This window comes from Bacillus sp. FSL K6-0042 (assembly GCF_038006685.1).
Lineage (GTDB): Bacteria > Bacillota > Bacilli > Bacillales > Bacillaceae_G > Bacillus_A > Bacillus_A pseudomycoides.
In genome coordinates this window covers 2848407-2869923 of sequence record NZ_JBBOVS010000001.1, presented here as the reverse complement: position 1 = coordinate 2869923, position 21517 = coordinate 2848407, and the positions used below count along the sequence as shown (strand labels likewise).

The following is a 21517-nucleotide window of genomic DNA, read 5'->3' as shown; positions in this document are numbered from 1 at the left end:
ATTGTTAAATAAATAATCCAGCAATCGTAGCGGATAAAATAGAAGCAAGTGTTGATGCAAATAGCATTTTCCAACCAAACTTAGATACGACACTTCCTTGTTTTTCGGAAAGGGCACGGATTGTACCAACGATCGCACCGATTTGGCTAATACTTGCGAAGCTAATTAAGAATACGGTAACGATTCCAACTGTACGTGGAGATAATGTTTTTGCAACTTCTTTTAAATCAAGAATAGCCACAAATTCATTTAAAACAATTTTTGTTCCCATGATTCCGCCAGCTGGGATAATATCGTGAGCTGGAATACCCATTAGGAATGCAAATGGAGCGAGAATATAACCGAATATTTGTTGTAATGTAACGGCATATCCCATTGCGCCTGAAGCTGCGCTAATTACATAGTTTACAACTTCCATCACACCGATAAAGGCGATCATTAAAGCAGCAACGATACCGGCTACTTTTAAACCATCTAATGCACCGTTAATCATTGCACCGATAAAGCTGTCTCCAAATAGACTTCTATCGAATTTCTGAACTGTTTCTTCTTCTTTCTTTGTATCAACCGGTGTTAATAAAGAACAAACAATTAAGCTAGAGAATAAGTTCAGTGGCAAAGCTGCTAGTACGTATTTCGCATCTAGCATCATAACGTATGATGCTGTAACAGAAGCTGAAACTGAGCTCATTGCCGAACAGCAAATGATGAACATACGGTTTTTATTAAAGTTCTTTAAGTCATTTTTAATAACGATTAATGCTTCGCTTGAACCAAAGAATACAGAGTTTACCGCATGGAATGATTCAACGCGTGGTAAACCAGTAATTTTGGAAATTGCACCGCCGAAAATTCGAACGATGAATGGTAAAACACCTAAATAACTAAAAATAGAAAGTAGTGCTGAGAAAAAGACGATAATTAGTAATACATTTAAGAAAAAGACAAAGTCTCTTTGAATACCGTTAAAGAGAAAATCGACACCTGTTGTACCAAGTTTAATCAGTTTGTTGAACACTTTACTAATGAAAATAATGATCTGTTGACCAATTTTTGTGCCAAACATAAACCAACCAATTAAAATTTGGAAGCCAATCATAATAGCAATTGCACGGAAGTTGATTTTACTTTTGTTGTTTGACAAAGCAAAACATAAACCTAACACGACAAGAATGCCGATAACGCTCATTACATATTGCATGTAGTTGCCCCTTTCAGAAGTTCGTATAAAGTTTTTACATAAAACACTTGTTATATAACTATATAAATACAAATTGAAAAACCGACAAACCATTTTTTTTAGGTTGAATAGAGGATCCGCTCATGCATAGAAGCGGTCAGATCCCTTTTTAGCCCCATGCCAAGTAAAACAAAAGAGAGAAAATGAGAACAGGTCTTTTTTATTCTTCATAGCCGCGATTGATGCGCTTGAAAACCCGAACCAGTTCTGTTTAGGTGAGAGAGAGCATTCGGCCAAGTATACAAGCGGTCAGAGCTTTTTCAATCCCATGCCAAGTGAAACCAAAAAGAAAAAATAAGAGCAGGTCACCTTTTGTACTTCATAGCCGCAAATGATATGCTGGAAAATCAAAATAGATAGATATAATTCAAACAGAAGAGGTTTTATGTCATACGTAAGATGTCTGACCTTTTAGAAAAGTAAAAAATAAAAAAGACTCATATTGATTCACTTTCATCTATGAGAGAAAGCTAATCAATATGAGTCTTTGTATACACAAACAAGCCAATATTCATTAGTTTTCCCCATAGTCCAGCAATTTTCGGTTGCCGGGTAGAAACTCTCGATCCATATTATCAAGTATATATGAGGTAACATCGTCCGTATTAAATTATTAGTAGCGTAACATTAATAAAGAAGCAGCGTCAATAGCTTTTTTTCTTCCAATAGATAAAGACCACATAAGTATGATAAAATGTAACGCAGTGTTATGAAAAAGAGAGGTCGGAAAATGAGTAATAAAATGACGCCACCAGTTGAAAAAAACGAGTTTATAGATGTAGTATTCGAAGATTTAACACATGATGGTGCCGGTGTTGCGAAAGTAAAGGGATATCCTATTTTCGTAAAAAACGGATTACCAGGTGAAGAAGCACAAATTAAAATTATTAAAGTAAAGAAGAACTTTGCATTTGGTCGTTTAATGAAACTTCATACAGAAAGCCCATATCGTAAAGATGCAGAATGTCCAGTTTACAACCAGTGCGGCGGTTGTCAGCTTCAGCACTTAACATATGAAGGACAACTAAGGGCGAAAGAAAAACAAGTGCGTGACGTAATGCAACGCATCGGTGGATTGCACGACGTACCAGTTCATCCTGTTCTTGGTATGGAAAATCCGTGGGTTTATCGAAACAAAGCACAAGTACCGATTGGAGAACGTGAAGGCGGACTTGTAGCGGGGTTTTATCGTCAAGGAACGCATGACATCATTAATATGGAAACATGCTTAATTCAAGCGGAAGAAAATGATGTATTAATTCAAGAAGTAAAACGTATTTGTGAAAACAAAGGCATCACAGCGTACAACGAAGAACGTCATAAAGGAACACTTCGCCACGTGATGGCTCGATACGGACAAGTAACAGGGGAAATTATGCTTGTCTTCATTACACGTACGGCAGAACTTCCAAATAAAAAGGCGATCATCGAAGAAATCACAGCGAAGTTTCCAAATGTAAAATCAATCGTTCAAAACGTAAACACGAAACGTACAAACGTAATTTTCGGAGACACAACAACAGTCCTATACGGATCAGAATATATTTATGACTTTATCGGTGACATCAAATTTGCCATCTCAGCACGTTCTTTCTATCAAGTAAACCCAGAACAAACGAAAGTGCTATATGACAAAGCATTAGAATACGCAAAACTAGATGGAAACGAAACAGTAATCGACGCATACTGCGGAATCGGATCAATCTCCCTATTCCTAGCGCAAAAAGCGAAAAAAGTATACGGCGTTGAAATCGTCCCAGAAGCAATCGAAGACGCAAACCGAAACGCTGCATTAAACAACATGACAAACGTTGAATTTGGTGTAGGAGAAGCAGAAGTAGTCATTCCAAACTGGTACAAAGAAGGCGTAATTGCCGACACAATCGTCGTTGATCCGCCGCGTAAAGGTTGTGATGAGGCATTACTAAACACAATCATCGACATGAAGCCAAAGCGCGTCGTATACGTATCATGTAACCCTGCAACACTAGCACGTGACTTAAAAGTATTAGAAGAAGGCGGATATAAAACGCAGGAAGTACAACCTGTGGATATGTTCCCGCATACTACTCATTGTGAAGCGGTCGCGTGGTTGGAGTTGGTATAATAGAAAAGCAGTTGATATAGAAAAAATCTATACCATCTGCTTTTTTGTTTATAAAAATACCATTCAGGACCGATTTTAGTTAAAATAAACATTGCCGATTTTCACAATAGTTTTTCACAAATTATAAATGTCCAAATGTACTTGTGTTTGATAATAAGTTATTAAGCATGATATAAGTGTAAAAGAAGTGGAACATTTGGCTTTATATTTTTTGACCGAGAGTTTGAAGTTGTATCCATAGTGAGAGGATTTGAGTTTGAAATGATAGATAATTTTTGGCGTGATTTACCACGACCATTTTTTGTACTTGCACCAATGGAAGATGTGACAGATGTTGTTTTTCGTCACGTAGTAAGTGAAGCCGGTCGACCGGATGTATTTTTCACAGAGTTTACAAACTCTGATAGCTATTGTCATCCAGAGGGTATGAAAAGTGTGCGTGGCCGTTTGATTTTTACAGAAGATGAACAGCCAATGGTGGCACATATTTGGGGGGATAATCCCGAATATTTCCGTCAAATGAGTATTGGCATGGCAGAGCTAGGATTTAAAGGCATCGATATTAATATGGGCTGCCCTGTACCGAATGTGGCATCGAGAGGGAAAGGTAGTGGCCTTATTCTACGTCCAGACGTTGCGGCAGAACTTATTCAAGCAGCAAAAGCGGGCGGACTGCCTGTCAGCGTGAAAACACGACTTGGCTATAAGAATGTAAATGAGTGGGAGGAGTGGTTAACGCATATTTTAAAACAGGATATTGCGAACCTTTCTATTCATTTACGGACAAGAGAGGAAATGAGCCAAGTAGATGCGCATTGGGAGCTAATTCCGGAAATCAAAAAATTACGTGACCGTATCGCACCAAATACACTACTAACAATCAACGGAGACATTCCTGACCGTCAAACTGGGCTGCAGCTTGCTGAACAATATGGTATTGATGGCGTTATGATCGGGCGAGGTATTTTTAAAAATCCTTTTGCTTTTGAAAAAGAGCCAAAAGAGCATACCAGTAAAGAACACCTTGATCTTTTAAGACTGCAGCTTGATCTTCAAGATCAATATGCGGAAGTACTGCCACGTTCAATCACAGGGCTTCATCGCTTTTTCAAAATTTATGTCAAAGGATTTCATGGAGCTGCTGAATTAAGAAATCAATTGATGAGCACGAAATCAACAGATGAAGTGCGTGCATTGCTTGATAACTTTGAAAAGAGTGTTGATGAGACAGAGGACAGTGAAATGATGTAACTCTTAAAAAGTTAGAGGGAAAATGAATCACATCAACTTATGTGTATTTGTTTTATTCAGTTTCGAGTTCCTTTGCAGACGGCAACTTTTGTTTTGATAATGTCTGTTTTCTGAAAGAAAAAGGTCTTAAAAATGTAATAAACCCACCAGTACCCTTGTGTTGCCACATACACTCTGCACATGTGGAGTGTGTAGCTTGGCTTAGCTTAGTTTAAAAGAAGACAAATAACAGCGCGGAGTATCACAAGAGCGTAGTTATACAATCTAGATATTATCACTGATGGATCGGCGTGAAAACCGTCTTTCATAAAATAAGTTTGGAGCAGGAAACGGGCAGTGTTTTTGAGAAATCAAAGCACTGCTTTTTCTGTTAGTCAACGCTGCGGGGGAAGGAGTTTTATAAGCGTACTTCCAGGTTTAACAAATACGGGATAGATCCACAGACGCAATGAAAGAGACAAGAATGAATCAAAAAATCATTTGAATCTTTCCTCAGCTCAAGGTCTTCTTGAGGTTTTTAGTATAACCTTCACAAGTATTAATTCGGGTAAGACTATAAAACATGTCTTTAAAGTGTTAAAGTATTAATTTAGTGGGCATTAGCTTAAAAGTGCTAGGGGATACAATCTTAAGGACGATTCTTGGTGATACTACTATATTTAACATGATAATTTGGAATTTAGAGCATGTTAGAGGATACGCTTTGACTGCTGGATAAATAGTCAATATTTTAGGAGGATTAACGATGAGTATGAGCAATAATGATATATTAAAGAGAGTAAGATATGCTATGGATATAAAAGATACAGATATGGTGGAGATATTTAAATTTGGTGGCATTGAAGTAACGAAAGAAGAAGTGGTTGAGATGCTTACAAAATTAAAGAAAAGTCCCCAGAATGAAGCTGACAATGATGGTGATGTAGTTGAAAGTGATTACGTATTAACATGTGAGAATATGATGTTAGAGTCATTTTTAAATGGCTTTATTACTTTTAAAAGAGGCAAACAAGATCCAAAACCGGGGCAACCGGAGGGACAAGCGATGCCTTTACAGAGTAATGAAAGTGCCAATAATCTTCTTCTAAAGAAAATGAAAATAGCACTATCATTAACAAGCGAGGATGTGCTTGATATATTAGACGGAGTGGGAGTTAAGGTAACAAAAGGAGAGTTAGGCGCTCTATTAAGAAAAAAAGGTCATAAGAATTACAAAGAGTGCGGTGATAGATACGCAAGGAATTTCTTAAAGGGACTAGCTGTTAAATATAGAGGATAAGGGATTTTATCCTAAAGTAACAAGCGTTGTAACTTCTTAACATCGCATGTGTATTCATGTTAAGAAAGTAGATGATACGATGGATGGAGTAGGAAGTTTGTATCCTACTCTTATTTTTTAATCATTTGTAGTTTAATATATCATGCAAAAATAACATGAACGAATATTCTAGGTGATGAAATGATACATACATATTCAGGTAAGACAATTAATTTTCATATAAATTATAAGAAGAAAAAATCCGTACGTATTTACATAGATTCTTACGGAAATGTTGAAGTTCAGGCTCCTAAAGGAACACCTGTTGAATACGTACTCCAATTGTTAGAGGAGAAGTGGGATTGGATTCAGAAAACACGCAAGGAAATGAAGGAGCGAGTGCTTGGGCCGCAGGAGAAGGTTTATAATCAAGGCGAGAGCTTTCTATATTTAGGGAACACATATCCGATACAAATCTCTCAAGATGCAAGTATTGGGCAAGATGATGCAGTGTTTGAAGGAGATAAGCTACATATATATGTGAAAGAGCTTGAGGATGAGAAAATAAAACAAGCTTTAAAACGATTTTACTACCAGCAGTGTAAAGCGTTAGTAGAGAAGAGTATCAAATCCTATCAAAGTAACTTTAAAACAAAGCCGCGTTCAATCCGTATTTCAGATAGTAACCGTACATGGGGAACCTGTGATTCAAAGCTACAGTTAACATTTAATTGGAAGCTGGCAATGGCACCGCCGAGGGTAATCGACTATGTAGTCGTTCATGAAATGTGTCATATGGTCCATCTAAATCATGATCGATCCTTTTGGCGCCTTGTTGGGAAGATAATGCCTGATTATAAGGAAATGGAAGACTGGTTAGCATTATCAAGCTGGAAAATGACTGTTTAACAATGACATCGTTGGAGCGATACATTTACCAACATATAATTGGAATTTTACACAAGCTATTATAGGAATCGGGATTGCCAGAGTAATTTTGACCTATTCATATGTGAAAACAAAAAATATTTGGGTATCCTTTATTGTCCATGTATTAAATGACTGGACAATAAAGGAATGGCCTTCTTATCTACTCTTCATTAATTGAGAAGATGATGAAGTTTATATTAGGTACGTCAAGGTTATCTTGTTTAAAAAAGGTGAGCACTTATTATCAATAGTGTCTCACCTTTTTGTTATCTATAACGAAAAAATTATTAAATATTGGGGAGGATATCTACTATCTTACTTCCCGAACCGAACACAATACTCCACATCATGTTGCTCCATCTCATATCCACGATAACCTTCCACAAGCAACACTTGCTGTCCGGCAATATCACTCATCGCAATACTCTTAATATCTTTCCGCTCTTTCTTTTCATTCTCACGCAGTTCCTTCACAAAAACATACCGCATATTCCCACCATACTTCTCCTTCAACGCTGCAATCTCCATCCCCTGCGCAAACTTATCCTTTAAGCTTGGAATATTAAACGGCGCAACGGTACAACAAACATAATCGTATTTGCTATCTGTTCGCGTTAATTGTTCCATAAGCACTTTTGCTAATATTTTCTGCATTCCGTTTCCACGGCACTTTGGATGGACGTTTGAAATTTCTTGATAAATAACACGATCTAAATCGTCCTCAGTTAAACCAATATCAAACCCTAAATGTTCGTCATCGATAGGGGGAGCTAAGAGAGCACGAAATGCAATCAGTTCTTGAGCGACAAATGCACCAATTATTAGGCCATTTCCATCTAATATATATTGATACTCTTCTAACGTAAGAGGTTGCAAGCTATCTTTATTTTCTAATGTTTCAATTACAACATGTTGTAAGGATAAAATTTGTTGGATGTGCTCTAAAGATAATGGTGCGATCTGAAACCTTTGCTCGTTTTGTTTCAATGTTCCTTCATAAATAATATTCATCTCAGTGCCTCCTTTAGCGAACGATGTCTTGAAAAACAGTCAATTCATTTAGTATATCTTCATTAACAGCAATTCCTAATCCAGGCTTTTCTGTTAAGCGAATAAAAGGCACATCATAGGAGAGGTTACCGATATCTTTCGTGAATTTTAACGGTCCTGTTAGTTCAACACTTGTAATGATTTTTTTAGAAAAGGCTACATGGAATCCAGCAGAAGATGCAACAGATGATTCGACCATGGAACCAACTTGACATTCAATTCCAGACATTTCAGCTTGGTGAGCGAGTTTAACAGCGGGATAGATGCCGCCGCATTTCATTAGTTTGATGTTTACTTTATCAGCTGCTTGCACCCTGATAATTTGTCGCATTTCACGAGAACTTTTTAATCCTTCGTCAATCATAAGTGGTATGTCAGTTTTGGAACGAATATAAGCCATCGCATCAATATCGTCAGCTACAACAGGTTGTTCAATCCAATCGATGTTTAAGTGACCTAGTGAGCGTAGAGCAGTTAATGTATTCGCACTGTTTTTCCAACCTTGGTTTACATCTACACGAATGGCGATATCGTTTCCTACTCGCTCACGTACAGATTCAATTCTTTCCACATCTTTTTTGACATCTGTTCCGACTTTCATTTTAAAAGAGCGATAGCCTTTATTGATCATGGAAGCAGCTTCTTCTGCCATAGCTCCTGGGGAGGCCATACTTAAAACATGAGTAATTGGAAACTCTTCATGGTAACGGCCACCAATCAATTGATAAACAGGCTGACTTAACTTTTTTCCTATTACATCAAAACAAGCAATATCAATCGCAGCTTTTGCGGTAGGAACACCATAAATAGTTTGATTCATGATGTCATGTATCTTCTCTATATTCATTGGATTCACACCTAGCAAGGCAGGAGCTAATGTATGTTTTAAAACTTGAAGGGTACTTTCCCATGTTTCGCCTGTAACGTGATCATCGGCCACTCCTTCACCGTAACCGACAATACCTTCATCTGTTTCGATTTTTACAATGATAGAAGGCATATCATAATAAGTACCGTAGCTAATAATAAATGGATCGCGTAGTGGTAAACGAATTGCGTAGAGATGGATTGCTGTAATTTTCATTGTATAATCCACGTCCTTTGTATCATAAATGTAAAGTTGCATATATTCTTAATTAGATTAATGACGAGCAATTTTTAAAAAGAATTTTCAGAATTCTGATCTTAATTACCTTATTATATTTCAAAAGAAATGAAGGGACAATCTCTTGACATTTGTATGAATATTCAATATGTTTTTCGAAATAGGATTTTTTATAATTGAACAAACTGCTTCTAATTTAGGAAGGGGAAAGAGAATTTGAAAACAATAGGGCTTCAAGATCGTTTAAACGGAATTTTTCAGTATTTACATGAGAATCCTGAAGTAAGTTGGAAAGAATATAATACAACGGCTTATATTACTAAATTTCTAGAAAAAGAAGGGACTTCCTATAAAGTATTTGATGATTGTCCTGGAGTTATAGCAGAAATGGGGAATGGAAAACCGGTTATCGCGATTCGTGCTGATATGGATGCATTGTGGCAAGAGGTAGATGGGAAGTTCAAAGCGAATCATTCCTGCGGTCACGATGCTCATATGACGATTGCGATGGGGCTTATTTTACAATTAAAAAATGCCAGTTGGGAAAGCGGAACAATTAGATTTATTTTCCAGCCTGCAGAAGAAAAAGGAAATGGTGCTTTAAAGATGGTGGAGAAGGGTGCTGTTGACGACGCTGATTTCTTATTCGGTGTTCATTTACGACCAATTGAAGAATTACCTTTAAAAAAAGCAGCACCATCTATTCGGCATGGGACAGCGGGATTTTTAGAAGCGAATATACACGGGGATGATGCGCATGGGGCACGACCACATCAAGGTGTGAACGCAATTGATGTTATTTCTATGATTAATATCGGATTAAAAAACATCTGGCTCTCACCGCAAAAATCATACTCTGTCAAAATGACGAAATGCCAAGCTGGTGGAGATAATTTGAATATCATTCCAGGAAATGGGCAATTCGGTTTAGATGTAAGGGCAGAGAGTAATGTATTGTTAGAAGAGTTAACGAACAAGATAGAACATGTCATTCAATCAGCTGAATCAATGGGAACGAAGATTTCTTACGAATGGGTTGATATTGCACCTGGGGCAGAGGTATCGGAAGAGGCAGAACAACTCATGCGGAAAGGAATTCTTGAAATATACGGAGAAGATGGATGCACACCACCACTTTTTACTACAGGAAGTGATGATTTTCATTACTATACGGTCAAAAGGCCGCATTTAAAAGCTGCTATGTTAGGATTAGGGGCAAATTTAAAGCCCGGATTACACCACCCTTATATGAAGTTTGATCACGCTTGTATAATCGATGGAGTAGAAATAATGAAGCAAACTGTGTTGAAAGCTTTAAACTAGTATTGTTCTTATTTTTTATATTTGAATCAATTTCATAATTGATTCTTTTTCTTTGTTGGAGAGTAGAATTTCAATAGATAGAGATACAAACTAACACAAATAGTTCTCGGTATCCCTAGTAGAAAGCTTTTTGAACATGATAATTCCCTTACTTTATCGAGCTATTCCTACCTCAATAGAGAGGTAGGAATAACCCGATTGGTTAGAGTTAATCATCAGCTGATGAAACCTTTACTTTCTTCTTAAGAATTTCTTATCTTAATCCAATGATCTGATGTTGGGAAGGATACGTTCCCAAGAACGACAGCGTTTTTTGCACCTGTAGCATTTGGAACGTTACTTGCGTTACCATGGTAGGTTTCATTTGCAAGAAGAGCAAACGCTATAGCCTCTTTAGCCTCCGAAGAGTATCCTAATTCCTCTTGGGTGTAAATTTGAATTGACTCCCCGAGTAGTGATTGAATCATTTTTAGTAATGTTTTATTATAGCTGCCACCGCCTCCAATAATGACTTCATCGATTTTAACTTGTGGAAGGATAAATTTGCGATAGTTCTCTACAATAGATTTCGCTGTAAACATTGTTACAGTTGCTACTATATCGTGGCTTGAAAGATTATTGAACTTATCTAATAGTTTTTCAACATATTGCTTACCAAACAATTCTCTGCCTGTTGTTTTGGGAGGAGGGCTCATAATATAAGGATGATTTATGCAGTATGATAAGAGCTGTTCATTTATTTTCCCTTGTTTAGCTAAATTACCACTTTCATCGTATCCTATGTTAAACAATTGGCGACATACCTCATCAATAATCATATTTCCAGGTCCTGTATCAAAGGCATACATGTCATCTAGTGAAGATTGCTTAGGTAAAACAGTTACATTTCCGATGCCCCCGATGTTTTGTAACAACCGGCCCTTTGTTTCACTCCGGTAAAGAATATATTCAGTATAAGGTACCAAAGGAGCACCCTGTCCACCTGCTGCTATGTCCATAGTACGAAAATTAGATATTACGGTTGTATTTGTTTCGTAAGCAATTACCGAAGGTTCTCCAATTTGCAGAGTTGAGGGGACCAAGTTTTGTTCTTGCAAGGGCTGATGGTAAATCGTTTGTCCATGAGATCCTATAAGATCCAACTGCTCTAAAGGAAATCCAGCTTTTTTGCAAACTTCCTTGGTAGCATCTGCAAATAATTTTCCTAGTTTAAAGTTTAAACTACAAATTAGCTGCACATTAGATGTATCTACAGACAATGACTGTATAATTTCTTCTTTAACATCTTTTGAAAAAGGATGTGTTATCAATTCAATCATTTCTAACTCGGTGTTTCGTTTGCTATTATTCACACGTACAAGCACAGCATCAATACCATCCAATGATGTTCCAGACATTAATCCAACAATGTACATTATCATAACACCTACTTTACATAGATTTTTTTAATTCCTTGCTAAGCAGCAATGTCGATTCTTATAAAACCATGATGAAACTTTAGGTGGAAGTAGTAGTGATTCACCTAAAAAATTGACATTGCCAATGAACCTACTTTTTTTGGGAACGCTTTCTGTACTCAATGGTATACATCCTTTTCTTATCTTTTTAGTTTATAAAAAAAATGTAAGCGCTGACAATTGGTTATTATACTCGCTAGTTTTCTAATTGTGTAGATTTTTTGAAATTTTATTTTAAAATTATTTTTAATTATTGAAATTTATTTTTAATAGTGCTATAGTTTTGTTGAAGAAAGCGATTTCAAAGGAAGCTTTTAGATTACGAATGATAGAAGGATGATTTATATGCTAGAACATTTAACAACGGAAGGTCGTAATGAAAAGACTGTATTTTTAGATGAAATGAAAACGCTTAATTTATTGGAGGTGATGAATGAAGAAGATATGAAAGTTGCTTATTGTGTTCAAAAAGAACTTCCTCAAATTGCAAAAGCTGTAGAGATGATTGTTGCGGCGATGAAACGCGGCGGTAGATTAATCTATATGGGCGCGGGAACAAGTGGGCGCATTGGATTGTTGGATGCTGTAGAATGTCCGCCAACGTTTAATACTGATCCTAGTAAAGTAGTAGGTTTAATCGCAGGTGGAGAAAGTGCATTTATTAAGGCGGTTGAGGGAGCAGAGGATAGTTTTACATTAGGTCGTCAAGATTTAGAGAAAATCCAATTAACGAGTAACGATGTTGTAGTAGGTATTGCTGCCAGTGGACGTACACCTTATGTTATTGCAGGGTTAAATTATGCAAATCAACTTGGGGCAGGCACAGTAGCGATAAGTTGCAATAGGGAATCAGAGATTGGAAAAATTGCTGCAATTGCCATTGAAGTTGTAAATGGAGCTGAAGTACTTACGGGATCTACCCGCTTAAAAGCTGGAACTGCTCAAAAATTAGTATGTAACATGCTCTCAACAGCTTCAATGGTTGGGATTGGAAAAGTTTATGGGAATTTAATGGTAGATTTGCAGTTAACAAATGAAAAGTTGGTTGAACGTGCAAAACGTATTATTATGGATGCCACTGAATGCAGCTATGAAGTGGCAGAAAAATACTTAGTAAAAGCAAATAATCAACCTAAGGTTGCCATTGTTATGATTTTAACAAATGTTTCTTATGAAGAAGCCGTAGAACGCTTAAACGCAGCAGAGGGATTTATAAGAAAAGCAATTTAAAGCTTCTATATAAAAATATTATGAGGGGGAGTAAAAATGAAAGTATTATTTGTATGTTCAGGTGGAATGTCGAGTGCGATTGTTGTAAATGCGTTGAAAAAAGAAGGGGAAAAGCATGGTCAAAATTTAGAAGTATTAGCTGTTGGTACGCAAGAATTTGATTCAGAGGTTCGAAACGGTTGGGACGTTGCTATGGTTGCCCCACAAGTAAAACATCGATTTGATGGTTTTAAAGCTTCTGCAGATGAAGCCGGAGTCCCATGTTTAATGATTCCTGCTCAATCATATAGTCCCCTTGGTGGACCTGCTCTATTAAATTTAATTAATGAAATAAGACAATCAAATTAAAGTTGTTATTTATCTTGTTATTCGTGGGTAGTAAGACTCCTGCCTCAAGAATCAGAGAGGAACGAGGAAGATAGGTGGGAGATTACCTACCCGTAAAATCCCGATTGGTGCGGACTAACCATCATTGGGGGATGAGAAAAAACAACTGATGGAAGTTTCACTTTATTCGTTTGTGAATAGTAAAAACATAATCTAGCAAGAAATCTTAACTACTAATCAATCTAAAGGGGAAAATACAAATGAACAAATTTGTAGCTTTTTTAGAAAATAATTTATCGACACCTATGGCTAAATTGTCTGAGCAGAAACATTTACGTGCAATACGTGATGGTGTAGTTTCTGCTTTGCCATTCATCATCTTTGGGAGCATATTTCTTATCATTGCTTTCCCACCCGTAGCAGCAGATTCCGCAATAGGTCAATGGGCAGCAAAACATATCGCGGAGATTTTAATACCTTATCGATTAACAATGTTTATTATGACCCTATATATTACTTTCGGAATAGGTCATAGTCTGTCTCAAAGCTATAAGTTAGACCCTTTATCAGGGGGATTATTATCGGTAGCTGCCTTCTTATTCACAATAGGCGTAAAAATGGTGAAAGATATAGGTTTTGTATTGCCAATGACAAACCTTGGTGGACATGGGCTCTTTGTAGCGATGATTGTTTCTATATTTTCGGTTGAAATGATACGTTTATGTAAGACTAAAAATATTACAATAAAAATGCCAGATTCTGTTCCAACGTCCGTATCTCGTTCATTTGAAGCGTTAATACCAGTTACAATGGTACTCTTTATTATGACATTAATTACAGTAGTTGCAGGTGTTGATCTACATTCACTTGTTGATAAAGCTGTTGCACCACTTATTAAAGCAGGGGATACATTACCAGGCGTATTAATTCCAGTCTTTTTAATAACATTTTTCTGGTCATTCGGTATTCATGGTGTATCAGTTGTAGGTGCTGTTGCTCGTCCAGTTTGGGAAGTTTACTTAGCTAATAATTCATCGGCAGTTGCAGCTGGTACGGCAATCCCTCACGTAGCTCCTGAAACATTCTTTCAATGGTTTATTTGGATTGGTGGATCTGGTGCAACATTAGGATTAGTAATTGCGATGTTATTAACAGCAAGATCTACTTATAGTAAGACGATGGCGAGAGCAACAATTGTTCCAAGTATATTTAACATCAATGAACCTGTTATTTTTGGGATGCCAATTGTGCTAAACCCAATTTTAATTATTCCATTTATCGTGACACCATTAATTGGTGCAACAGTTGCATATATCGCAACGTCAATCGGATTAGTAAATCCAACATATGTAATGGTTCCATGGACATTACCAGCTCCAATAGGTGCCTATCTGTCGACAGGTGGCGATTGGAGAGCAATTATTCTTGTGTTAGTTAATATTACGATTTCAGTTCTTGTTTATCTACCATTCTTTAAAATGTATGATCAAAAGCTTTTAGCACAAGAAAGTCCAACAGAAACAACAGAGGGCACAAACGTAGCCTTATAAAAATATATGAAAGGGGGGTTGGGACTAATTGCTCCAAACTTCCTTTCATATAAAAGAGAGAAGGGAGATAAAAATGAATTCAACATCCAGAATTCACTTTTTTAGTTACAAAAGTGCGTTTCTATTTTTTAGTTTTATTCTTGTTTTTAATCTTATCTTTAATCCTTTAATGAATGCAGTTGGAGTAGATAAACGTTTGTCACTGTACCTAGATAATATCTTTGCAATCAGCGCAGGGTTAACTCTTGTTCTTATTTTTGTTGAAGGTAAGTTTAAAAACAAGAAACAAGCATTAATTTTGTTCTTGTCTCTATTAGTAGCGAGTGCACTGATTTGTTACCCAATTGTTTATGCGTAAATGAAAAAAGTAAGTTATCTAAAATGAGGTGTTAGTGAAATGGGAAAGCGAAACGGAATAAAAATTGCCACAATTGGTGGTGGATCTAGTTACACGCCAGAATTAATTGAAGGCTTTATTAAACGTTATGATGAGTTACCAGTTAGAGAACTTTGGCTAGTGGATATTGAGGCAGGAAGAGAAAAGCTTGAGATTGTAGGAAATCTAGCAAGAAGAATGGTAGAAAAAGCAGGAGTTCCTATGGAAATTCATTTGACGCTAGATCGTCGTCAAGCTTTACAGGATGCTGATTTTGTGACAACGCAGATGAGAGTTGGTTTACTAGACGCCCGAATTAAAGACGAGCGTATTCCTTTGCAACTAGGGTTAATTGGGCAAGAAACAAATGGTGCAGGAGGCTTATTTAAAGCGTTACGAACGATTCCCGTTCTTCTAGAAATCGCAGAAGAAATGCAAAAACTTTGCCCAAATGCATGGTTAATTAACTTTACAAATCCAGCTGGAATGGTAACAGAAGCCCTTCTTCGTTACAGCAAGCATAAAAAAGTAATCGGTGTATGTAATGTACCGTTTAATATGCACATGTCTATTTCAAAAATGTTAGGTGTTGAAATGGAGAGGGTACACATTGATTTCGCTGGACTAAACCATATGGTATTCGGAATACACGTATATGTTGATGATCAAGAAGTAACAGAGAAAGTGCTTGAAATGCTAGGAAATCCAGAGATACAAATGACAATGAAGAATATTGCCCCACTTCCTTGGAATCCAAGATTTTTGAAATCATTAGGTGTAGTACCTTGCCCGTATCATCGTTATTATTACAAAACAAAAGATATTTTAGATGAAGAATTAGAAGCATTTAAATCAGGGAGAACGCGTGCTGAAATTGTCAAGAAACTAGAAGAAGATCTGTTTGATTTGTATAAAGATGAAAAACTAGACATTAAACCTCCACAATTAGAGAAGCGGGGTGGTGCATACTACAGTGATGCAGCATGTAATGTTATTTCTTCTATCTATAATGACAAAAAAGACATTCAAGTATTAAATATCCAAAACAAAGGCGCAATTAATGAGATCGATTATGATTCAGCGGTTGAAGTAAGTTGTATTGTGACAAAAAATGGACCGGTTCCTATGACAATGGGGAAATTGCCAGTTCAAGTTCAAGGATTAATTCAGCAAATCAAATCATTTGAAAGAGTAGGTGCTGAGGCAGCAGTAACGGGTTCTTATGATAAGGCTTTATTAGCTTTAACGATTAATCCACTTATTCCAAGTGATGATTTGGCTGAAGCTGTATTACAGAAACTATTAGAAGCCCATAAAGAGTATTTGCCTCATTTTTTTAGATGATTAGGAGAATAATAAATTTAACATTAAAGAAAAATTGAGACCTGAGATTCTCTGAAACATAAATTCAGTTAGAGAATGTCATGCCCATACTTTACTACGATTTGGAGTGTTATGATATGTCAACGGAAATCAATAATAATGAAATGGAAATTTTTGAAATTATTTCTCATGGTGGAAATGCAAGAGGTTTAGCTTATGAAGCATTAACAGCTGCAGAGGAATTTGACTTTGAAAGGGCAACGGATCTTATTAACCAAGCTGCAGAAGAACTTAGCTTGGCTCATAAGACACAAACAAAGTTAATTCAAGCTGAATTGAACGGAATTCCAAGTGAAAAAACATTGCTAATGATTCATGCTCAAGATCACTTAATGACCGCGATAAGCGAACAAAAATTGATTGAACATATGATTCGTATCATAAAAAAACTGGCGCCACAACAATAATTGGGGATGTAGGAAGGTAAAGGTGATGTAAAGATGAGAAAATTAGGTATCTCCATTTATCCAGAACATTCAACTTTAGAAAAAGATATGGAGTATATTGCACTTGCACACAAATATGGATTTAAAAAAATCTTTACTTGCTTGTTGTCAGTAGAAGGTGATAAAGAACAAATTATGAGGGAATTTAAAGAAACAATTGCATTTGCAAATCAATTAGGTATGGAAGTAATGGTTGATATCTCTCCTCGTGTATTTGGAGATTTAGATATTTCCTATAATGACTTATCAGTCTTTGCTGATTTAGGAGCGTACGGAATCCGTCTAGATATGGGGTTTACAGGAAATGAAGAGTCCATCATGACATATAATCCTTATAATTTGAAAATTGAAATTAATATAAGTAATGCAACGCATTATTTAGATAATCTCATTGCTTATAAGCCTAATAAAGAGAATTTAGTAGGCTCACATAATTTCTATCCTCATCGTTATGCGGGGTTAAGCTATGCTCATTTTCTAAAATGCTGTGAGCAATTTAAACACCATAATATTCGTACAGCAGCGTTCATTAGTTCACACGCAGCAACTTACGGACCTTGGTCAGTAACAGAAGGTTTATGTACATTAGAAATGCATCGTGAATTACCAATTGTAACGCAAGCCAAACACTTATTTGCAACTAGAGTAATCGATGATGTGATTATTGCTAACGCATATGCATCAGAGATTGAATTAGAAGCCCTGAGTACATTAAACAGTGAATTGCTAACGTTTAATATAGAACTATATGACACAATTACAGAGTTAGAGAAAAAGATTGTGCTGGAAGAATTTCATTTTTATCGTGGAGACGTTTCTGAATACCTTATTCGCTCGACTCAATCACGTGTAAAATATAAACGAGAAGAATTTAAACCAACCTATACCCCTGATATTAGAAGAGGAGACATTTTAATTGAGAATGAGCTCTATGGACAATACAAAGGTGAATTACAGATTGCGTTGAAAGACATGGAGAATTCAGGTAAAACGAATGTGGTTGGCCGGATAGTTGAAGAAGAAATTTTTCTCCTTGATTATCTCAATCCTTGGGAGAAATTCCAATTTTCAATTTAGTAATTTTATCGAGAACAACCTCAAAGTAAGGGAAAGGGAAGGGACAGAACGATCCTTCCCTTTTTATTTATCTTGTTATTTACGAGCAGTAAGATCCTCACCTCAAAATTCAACAATAGCAAAGAAGGTAGGTGGTGATAGGATGCCCGTAAAAGTCCGATTAGTGAGGGTTAATTAAATTTTCACTTTATACAAAAGGAGGAACCTATATGAGTTATATTATTGGAGTAGACGGTGGAGGTACTAAAACGGAAGCGGTAGCTTATAATTTAAATGGTGAAAAAATAAGTGAAGGTAAAGCAGGGTACGGGAATTTACTTTTAGATGAAAAACAAGCTATTCATAATATTATTGATGCGATTGAACAATGCTTAGTTCCTTTAAAAAAGGAAGAATGCCAGTATATGTGCCTAGGGTTGGCTGGGTATGGAGGGGTTAAAAATACAAAAGGTATAAAAGATGCTCTTTCTGAGGCGTTTAATATTCCGTTTACGATTGTAAATGATGGAATTATTGCACACGCTGCTTTACTAAAAGGGAAAGATGGTATTTTAACAATTTCAGGAACTGGTTCTGTTAGTATTGGAATTCATAATGGTATTGAAAAATTAGCAGGTGGTTGGGGACATATTCTTGGAGATGAAGGAAGTGGCTATTGGATTGCTATGCAGATTTTTATTAAAATGACGCAAGAGGAAGATGAGGGTGGAAATTATAGTGACCTAACTAAGTTGATACTAACAAAACTTGGTTATCAGAGTGTACTAGAATTAAAAACATTTATTTATTCCTCAACTAAAGCGGAGATCGCGTCATTTGTTCCAATAATCGTTCAACAAGCAAAAGCAAGTGATAATTTTGCAGAGAATATTCTCAAGCAAGCGGGCCATCACCTTGCCAAGACTACGCTTGCTGTTTGGAGGAAACTAAATTTTGATAACAATGTTACAATTGCTATTAAAGGGGGTATATTAATTAATATACCGTCTGTACAAACCTCCTTTATTGAAAATATTAAACAAGAAAAACCGGAAGTCCAATTTATTTTAGAAGATGTATCATCTACATTAGGGGGGTATTACTTAGCTCTGAAATATATGAGTTAATTAAAAGTTAAGGGAGCAATTCAATATGCATGTTGTAAATATATTGTTAAAAATTGAAAGTTTGTTACATCAATTGCCAAAATCTGAAGGGAAAATAGCACAATATATTTTAGATAATCCTCAAGAAGTGATTAGAATGACTATACATGAATTAGCTGCGCATGCTAATGCGAGTAGTTCGGCGGTCACTAGACTTTGCCGTTCTATTGAAGTTGCTAGTTTTTCGGAGTTAAAGGTATCTCTATCATCGTATATCTCACAACCAGAGAAGAAAGGTTTTTATGATATTGAACCAAATGAAACAATAGCGGAAATTAAAGAAAAAATAGTTTCCAACTCTGTACAAGCGATACAAGAAACAGCGATTTATTTAGATGAAGTTATTCTTAATCAAATTGTTGAAACTATGAGAAATGCTGATGTTATTTATGCCTATGGATTAGGAGCTTCATGGCTTGTTGCAGAAGATATTACTCATAAATGGTTACGTTTAGGAAAGATTGTAAGTGCAAATCAAGACGCACATATCATGGCGACAGCACTTGCTGCATCAACAAAAAATTGTGTTTTTTTCAGTATATCTAATAGTGGAGAAACTGAAGAAGTACTGCAACTTGTTGATATTGCTAAAGCATCTGGTATTCAAACAATTGGGTTATCGCGATTTGGTAATAATAGATTAACTAACAAAGTCGATATGTCTTTGCAACATGTTCGTGCACCAGAGGCAAAATTTCGTAGTGCAGCAACTAGTTCGTTATTTGCACAATTTCTGACGATTGACATTATCTTTTATGCATATGCATCAAAATATTATGATGAAAATATTAAAGAAATTGAACGTTCAAGAGAATCGGTATTAAGATTCACAGGAAAAAATCCTTCTAAGATATAAAGCGTAATAAATCTCAGTACAAATTATTTACCTGTGATTTTCGCTGCTTAGTTATTGAACTGCTACTTAAAGAGCCTATGTCTATTTGAAGTGAACCCGAATAGTGGTACATGAAAAAAACACCTCCTGAATTCGCATACTAAGTATGCAAATTCAACGGAGGTGTTTTTCATTTGAAAGAAAGAGTACATTACCCAGAAGAAATAAAGTGGAAAGTGATTGAGATGAAAAAGGATGGTTATTCAAATCGTACCATTATGGAGACACTCGGAATTAAAAATGTTTCCCAAATTAAGACATGGATGAAATGGTATCGTACAGATCAAACGTATCGTTTTCAACAACCTGTAGGAAAACAATATTCTTATGGAAAAGGACCAAAAGAGCTAAGTGAATTGGAACAGCTACGATTAGAAAATAAACATTTAAAAACAAAATTACTTGTATGGGGAAAGTATCTGGAAATCGAAAGGAGCTGAAACCACATACCGTTATTACCCTATGGAATGAATTAAAAACAAAATTAACCGTACAAGAACTGTGTAAAGTATTAGAATTACCACGTTCCACATTTTATCGTTGGTTACAGATAACCGAACGCCCTAAAGACGAGATAGAAGAGAAAGTAAAGAAGGTCTGCCTTAGGCATAAATTACGGTATGGATATCGAAGAGTGACCGCCACTCTTCGAAAAACGGGGCTGTGTGTCAATCATAAAAAAGTATTACGGATCATGAAACAATATCATATACTCTCAAAAGTTCGTCGTAAGAAAAAGAAATATATCAATGGTGCTGAACCAGTCGTAGCTCCTCATCGATTGGAACGTCAATTCGAATCATCAGCCCCAAATGAAAAGTGGTTTACGGATGTGACTTACCTATTATTTGGAGAGCGTACATTGTATTTATCAACGATTATGGATGCCTTTAATCGTGAAATTATTAGTTATGTCATCAGTGAATCACAAACTTTAACATTAGCGATGAAGACATTAAAACAAGCAATGAGAGGGCGAAAAGTAAAAGATGTCATCCTTCACTCGGATCAAGGAAGTATTTATACTGCGAAGGAATTTCAAGCATATGCCAAAGAAAAAGGCATTATCACCAGCATGTCCCGGAGAGGAAATTGCCATGATAATGCCGTCATGGAAAGCTTCTTTGGTCATTTAAAAAGCGAAGCTTTCTACTCACAAAAGATAACAAAAGTATCCAACACAACTGTGCGAAAGATTGTGCTAGAATACATTCATTACTACAATTGTGTGCGAATTCAAGAAAAATTAAACCACCTATCCCCTAAAGAATATAGGGAACAGATGGTTTAGGTGTTTTGATATGTGTCCCGTTTTCGGGGTTCACTTCAATTTAAGATAAGGCTTTTTCTTTGTATAACTTTTACTA

At 36.2% G+C, this 21517-nt stretch carries 20 protein-coding genes and 1 riboswitch; of the genes, 16 read left to right on the top strand and 4 right to left on the bottom strand.

Going from position 1 to position 21517, the window contains the following annotated elements:
• Positions 1 to 4: 4 nt before the first annotated feature.
• On the bottom strand, positions 5 to 1201 hold the full coding sequence (locus MHH45_RS14655) for a NupC/NupG family nucleoside CNT transporter (protein WP_016112854.1): 1197 nt from the start codon (positions 1199 to 1201) through the stop codon (positions 5 to 7).
• Positions 1202 to 1747: 546 nt separating this feature from the next.
• A riboswitch (purine riboswitch) is annotated at positions 1748 to 1849 on the bottom strand.
• Positions 1850 to 1970: 121 nt separating this feature from the next.
• Here MHH45_RS14655 and rlmD point away from each other — a divergent pair.
• From rlmD to MHH45_RS28080, 5 genes are all read left to right on the top strand, one after another.
• Positions 1971 to 3347, top strand: coding sequence for a 23S rRNA (uracil(1939)-C(5))-methyltransferase RlmD (gene rlmD / locus MHH45_RS14650; protein WP_016112855.1), 1377 nt, complete (start codon positions 1971 to 1973; stop codon positions 3345 to 3347).
• A gap of 261 nt (positions 3348 to 3608) precedes the next feature.
• Positions 3609 to 4598: a tRNA dihydrouridine synthase gene (locus MHH45_RS14645; RefSeq protein WP_016112856.1), complete on the top strand. Its 990-nt coding sequence runs from the start codon at positions 3609 to 3611 to the stop codon at positions 4596 to 4598.
• Positions 4599 to 5343: 745 nt separating this feature from the next.
• A complete protein-coding gene (locus MHH45_RS14640) occupies positions 5344 to 5877 on the top strand; it encodes a YehS family protein (protein ID WP_016112857.1) in 534 nt (177 codons plus the stop codon).
• 180 nt (positions 5878 to 6057) lie between these two features.
• Complete coding sequence (locus MHH45_RS14635) at positions 6058 to 6765, top strand: M48 family metallopeptidase (protein ID WP_016112858.1); 708 nt, start codon at positions 6058 to 6060, stop codon at positions 6763 to 6765.
• Positions 6758 to 6964 carry a CPBP family intramembrane glutamic endopeptidase gene (locus MHH45_RS28080; protein ID WP_077295410.1) on the top strand — a complete coding sequence of 69 codons (207 nt, stop codon included), beginning with the start codon at positions 6758 to 6760 and terminating at the stop codon, positions 6962 to 6964. Before MHH45_RS14635 ends, MHH45_RS28080 begins: the two co-directional genes overlap by 8 nt.
• Positions 6965 to 7101: 137 nt before the next feature.
• Here MHH45_RS28080 and MHH45_RS14630 read toward each other — a convergent pair whose 3' ends face one another.
• Together MHH45_RS14630 and MHH45_RS14625 are read right to left on the bottom strand one after the other, a co-directional pair.
• A complete protein-coding gene (locus MHH45_RS14630) occupies positions 7102 to 7797 on the bottom strand; it encodes a hypothetical protein (RefSeq protein ID WP_016112859.1) in 696 nt (231 codons plus the stop codon).
• Positions 7798 to 7810: 13 nt separating this feature from the next.
• A complete protein-coding gene (locus MHH45_RS14625) occupies positions 7811 to 8920 on the bottom strand; it encodes a mandelate racemase/muconate lactonizing enzyme family protein (protein ID WP_016112860.1) in 1110 nt (369 codons plus the stop codon).
• 237 nt (positions 8921 to 9157) lie between these two features.
• Here MHH45_RS14625 and MHH45_RS14620 point away from each other — a divergent pair, with 237 nt between their 5' ends.
• Complete coding sequence (locus tag MHH45_RS14620; protein WP_016112861.1) at positions 9158 to 10264, top strand: M20 peptidase aminoacylase family protein; 1107 nt, start codon at positions 9158 to 9160, stop codon at positions 10262 to 10264.
• A gap of 242 nt (positions 10265 to 10506) precedes the next feature.
• On the opposite strand, the gene anmK is transcribed toward MHH45_RS14620, so the two are convergent.
• Positions 10507 to 11679, bottom strand: coding sequence for an anhydro-N-acetylmuramic acid kinase AnmK (gene anmK / locus MHH45_RS14615; RefSeq protein WP_016112862.1), 1173 nt, complete (start codon positions 11677 to 11679; stop codon positions 10507 to 10509).
• Positions 11680 to 12057: 378 nt separating this feature from the next.
• Between anmK and murQ the strand changes: the two genes are divergently transcribed.
• The 10 genes from murQ (at position 12058) to MHH45_RS14565 (ending at position 21441) form a co-directional block, all read left to right on the top strand.
• Positions 12058 to 12951, top strand: a complete 894-nt coding sequence (murQ, locus tag MHH45_RS14610) for an N-acetylmuramic acid 6-phosphate etherase (protein WP_255255002.1) — start codon at positions 12058 to 12060, stop codon at positions 12949 to 12951.
• A gap of 36 nt (positions 12952 to 12987) precedes the next feature.
• Positions 12988 to 13299, top strand: a complete 312-nt coding sequence (locus MHH45_RS14605; protein WP_016112864.1) for a PTS sugar transporter subunit IIB — start codon at positions 12988 to 12990, stop codon at positions 13297 to 13299.
• 239 nt (positions 13300 to 13538) lie between these two features.
• A complete protein-coding gene (locus MHH45_RS14600) occupies positions 13539 to 14828 on the top strand; it encodes a PTS sugar transporter subunit IIC (protein WP_016132510.1) in 1290 nt (429 codons plus the stop codon).
• A 73-nt stretch (positions 14829 to 14901) separates the two neighbouring features.
• Entirely contained in the window at positions 14902 to 15186 is a 285-nt protein-coding gene (locus MHH45_RS14595; RefSeq protein ID WP_016132511.1) for a hypothetical protein, read from the top strand.
• 39 nt (positions 15187 to 15225) lie between these two features.
• A complete protein-coding gene (locus MHH45_RS14590; RefSeq protein ID WP_016112867.1) occupies positions 15226 to 16548 on the top strand; it encodes a 6-phospho-beta-glucosidase in 1323 nt (440 codons plus the stop codon).
• A gap of 116 nt (positions 16549 to 16664) precedes the next feature.
• Positions 16665 to 16994 carry a PTS lactose/cellobiose transporter subunit IIA gene (locus MHH45_RS14585; protein ID WP_016132318.1) on the top strand — a complete coding sequence of 110 codons (330 nt, stop codon included), beginning with the start codon at positions 16665 to 16667 and terminating at the stop codon, positions 16992 to 16994.
• A 33-nt stretch (positions 16995 to 17027) separates the two neighbouring features.
• Positions 17028 to 18110, top strand: a complete 1083-nt coding sequence (locus tag MHH45_RS14580) for a DUF871 domain-containing protein (protein WP_088094321.1) — start codon at positions 17028 to 17030, stop codon at positions 18108 to 18110.
• 209 nt (positions 18111 to 18319) lie between these two features.
• A complete protein-coding gene (locus tag MHH45_RS14575; RefSeq protein WP_016112870.1) occupies positions 18320 to 19216 on the top strand; it encodes an N-acetylglucosamine kinase in 897 nt (298 codons plus the stop codon).
• A gap of 25 nt (positions 19217 to 19241) precedes the next feature.
• Entirely contained in the window at positions 19242 to 20111 is an 870-nt protein-coding gene (locus MHH45_RS14570) for a MurR/RpiR family transcriptional regulator (protein WP_016112871.1), read from the top strand.
• 173 nt (positions 20112 to 20284) lie between these two features.
• Positions 20285 to 21441, top strand: a protein-coding gene (locus tag MHH45_RS14565; RefSeq protein WP_098116938.1) for an IS3 family transposase whose coding sequence is annotated in 2 segments (ribosomal slippage) — positions 20285 to 20537 and positions 20537 to 21441 — 1158 coding nt in all. Because the reading frame shifts where the segments join, the coding sequence is not laid out codon by codon here.
• The last annotated feature ends 76 nt before the right edge of the window (positions 21442 to 21517 follow it).

Bases quoted from the DNA above. Each gene is read 5' to 3' on its own strand.
- MHH45_RS14655 (WP_016112854.1), bottom strand. From the start codon at position 1,201: ATGCAATATGTAATGAGCGTTATCGGCATTCTTGTCGTGTTAGGTTTA.
- rlmD (WP_016112855.1), top strand. From the start codon at position 1,971: ATGAGTAATAAAATGACGCCACCAGTTGAAAAAAACGAGTTTATAGAT.
- MHH45_RS14645 (WP_016112856.1), top strand. From the start codon at position 3,609: ATGATAGATAATTTTTGGCGTGATTTACCACGACCATTTTTTGTACTT.
- MHH45_RS14640 (WP_016112857.1), top strand. From the start codon at position 5,344: ATGAGTATGAGCAATAATGATATATTAAAGAGAGTAAGATATGCTATG.
- MHH45_RS14635 (WP_016112858.1), top strand. From the start codon at position 6,058: ATGATACATACATATTCAGGTAAGACAATTAATTTTCATATAAATTAT.
- MHH45_RS14630 (WP_016112859.1), bottom strand. From the start codon at position 7,797: ATGAATATTATTTATGAAGGAACATTGAAACAAAACGAGCAAAGGTTT.
- MHH45_RS14625 (WP_016112860.1), bottom strand. From the start codon at position 8,920: ATGAAAATTACAGCAATCCATCTCTACGCAATTCGTTTACCACTACGC.
- anmK (WP_016112862.1), bottom strand. From the start codon at position 11,679: ATGTACATTGTTGGATTAATGTCTGGAACATCATTGGATGGTATTGAT.
- murQ (WP_255255002.1), top strand. From the start codon at position 12,058: ATGATTTATATGCTAGAACATTTAACAACGGAAGGTCGTAATGAAAAG.
- MHH45_RS14605 (WP_016112864.1), top strand. From the start codon at position 12,988: ATGAAAGTATTATTTGTATGTTCAGGTGGAATGTCGAGTGCGATTGTT.
- MHH45_RS14600 (WP_016132510.1), top strand. From the start codon at position 13,539: ATGAACAAATTTGTAGCTTTTTTAGAAAATAATTTATCGACACCTATG.
- MHH45_RS14595 (WP_016132511.1), top strand. From the start codon at position 14,902: ATGAATTCAACATCCAGAATTCACTTTTTTAGTTACAAAAGTGCGTTT.
- MHH45_RS14590 (WP_016112867.1), top strand. From the start codon at position 15,226: ATGGGAAAGCGAAACGGAATAAAAATTGCCACAATTGGTGGTGGATCT.
- MHH45_RS14585 (WP_016132318.1), top strand. From the start codon at position 16,665: ATGTCAACGGAAATCAATAATAATGAAATGGAAATTTTTGAAATTATT.
- MHH45_RS14580 (WP_088094321.1), top strand. From the start codon at position 17,028: ATGAGAAAATTAGGTATCTCCATTTATCCAGAACATTCAACTTTAGAA.
- MHH45_RS14575 (WP_016112870.1), top strand. From the start codon at position 18,320: ATGAGTTATATTATTGGAGTAGACGGTGGAGGTACTAAAACGGAAGCG.
- MHH45_RS14570 (WP_016112871.1), top strand. From the start codon at position 19,242: ATGCATGTTGTAAATATATTGTTAAAAATTGAAAGTTTGTTACATCAA.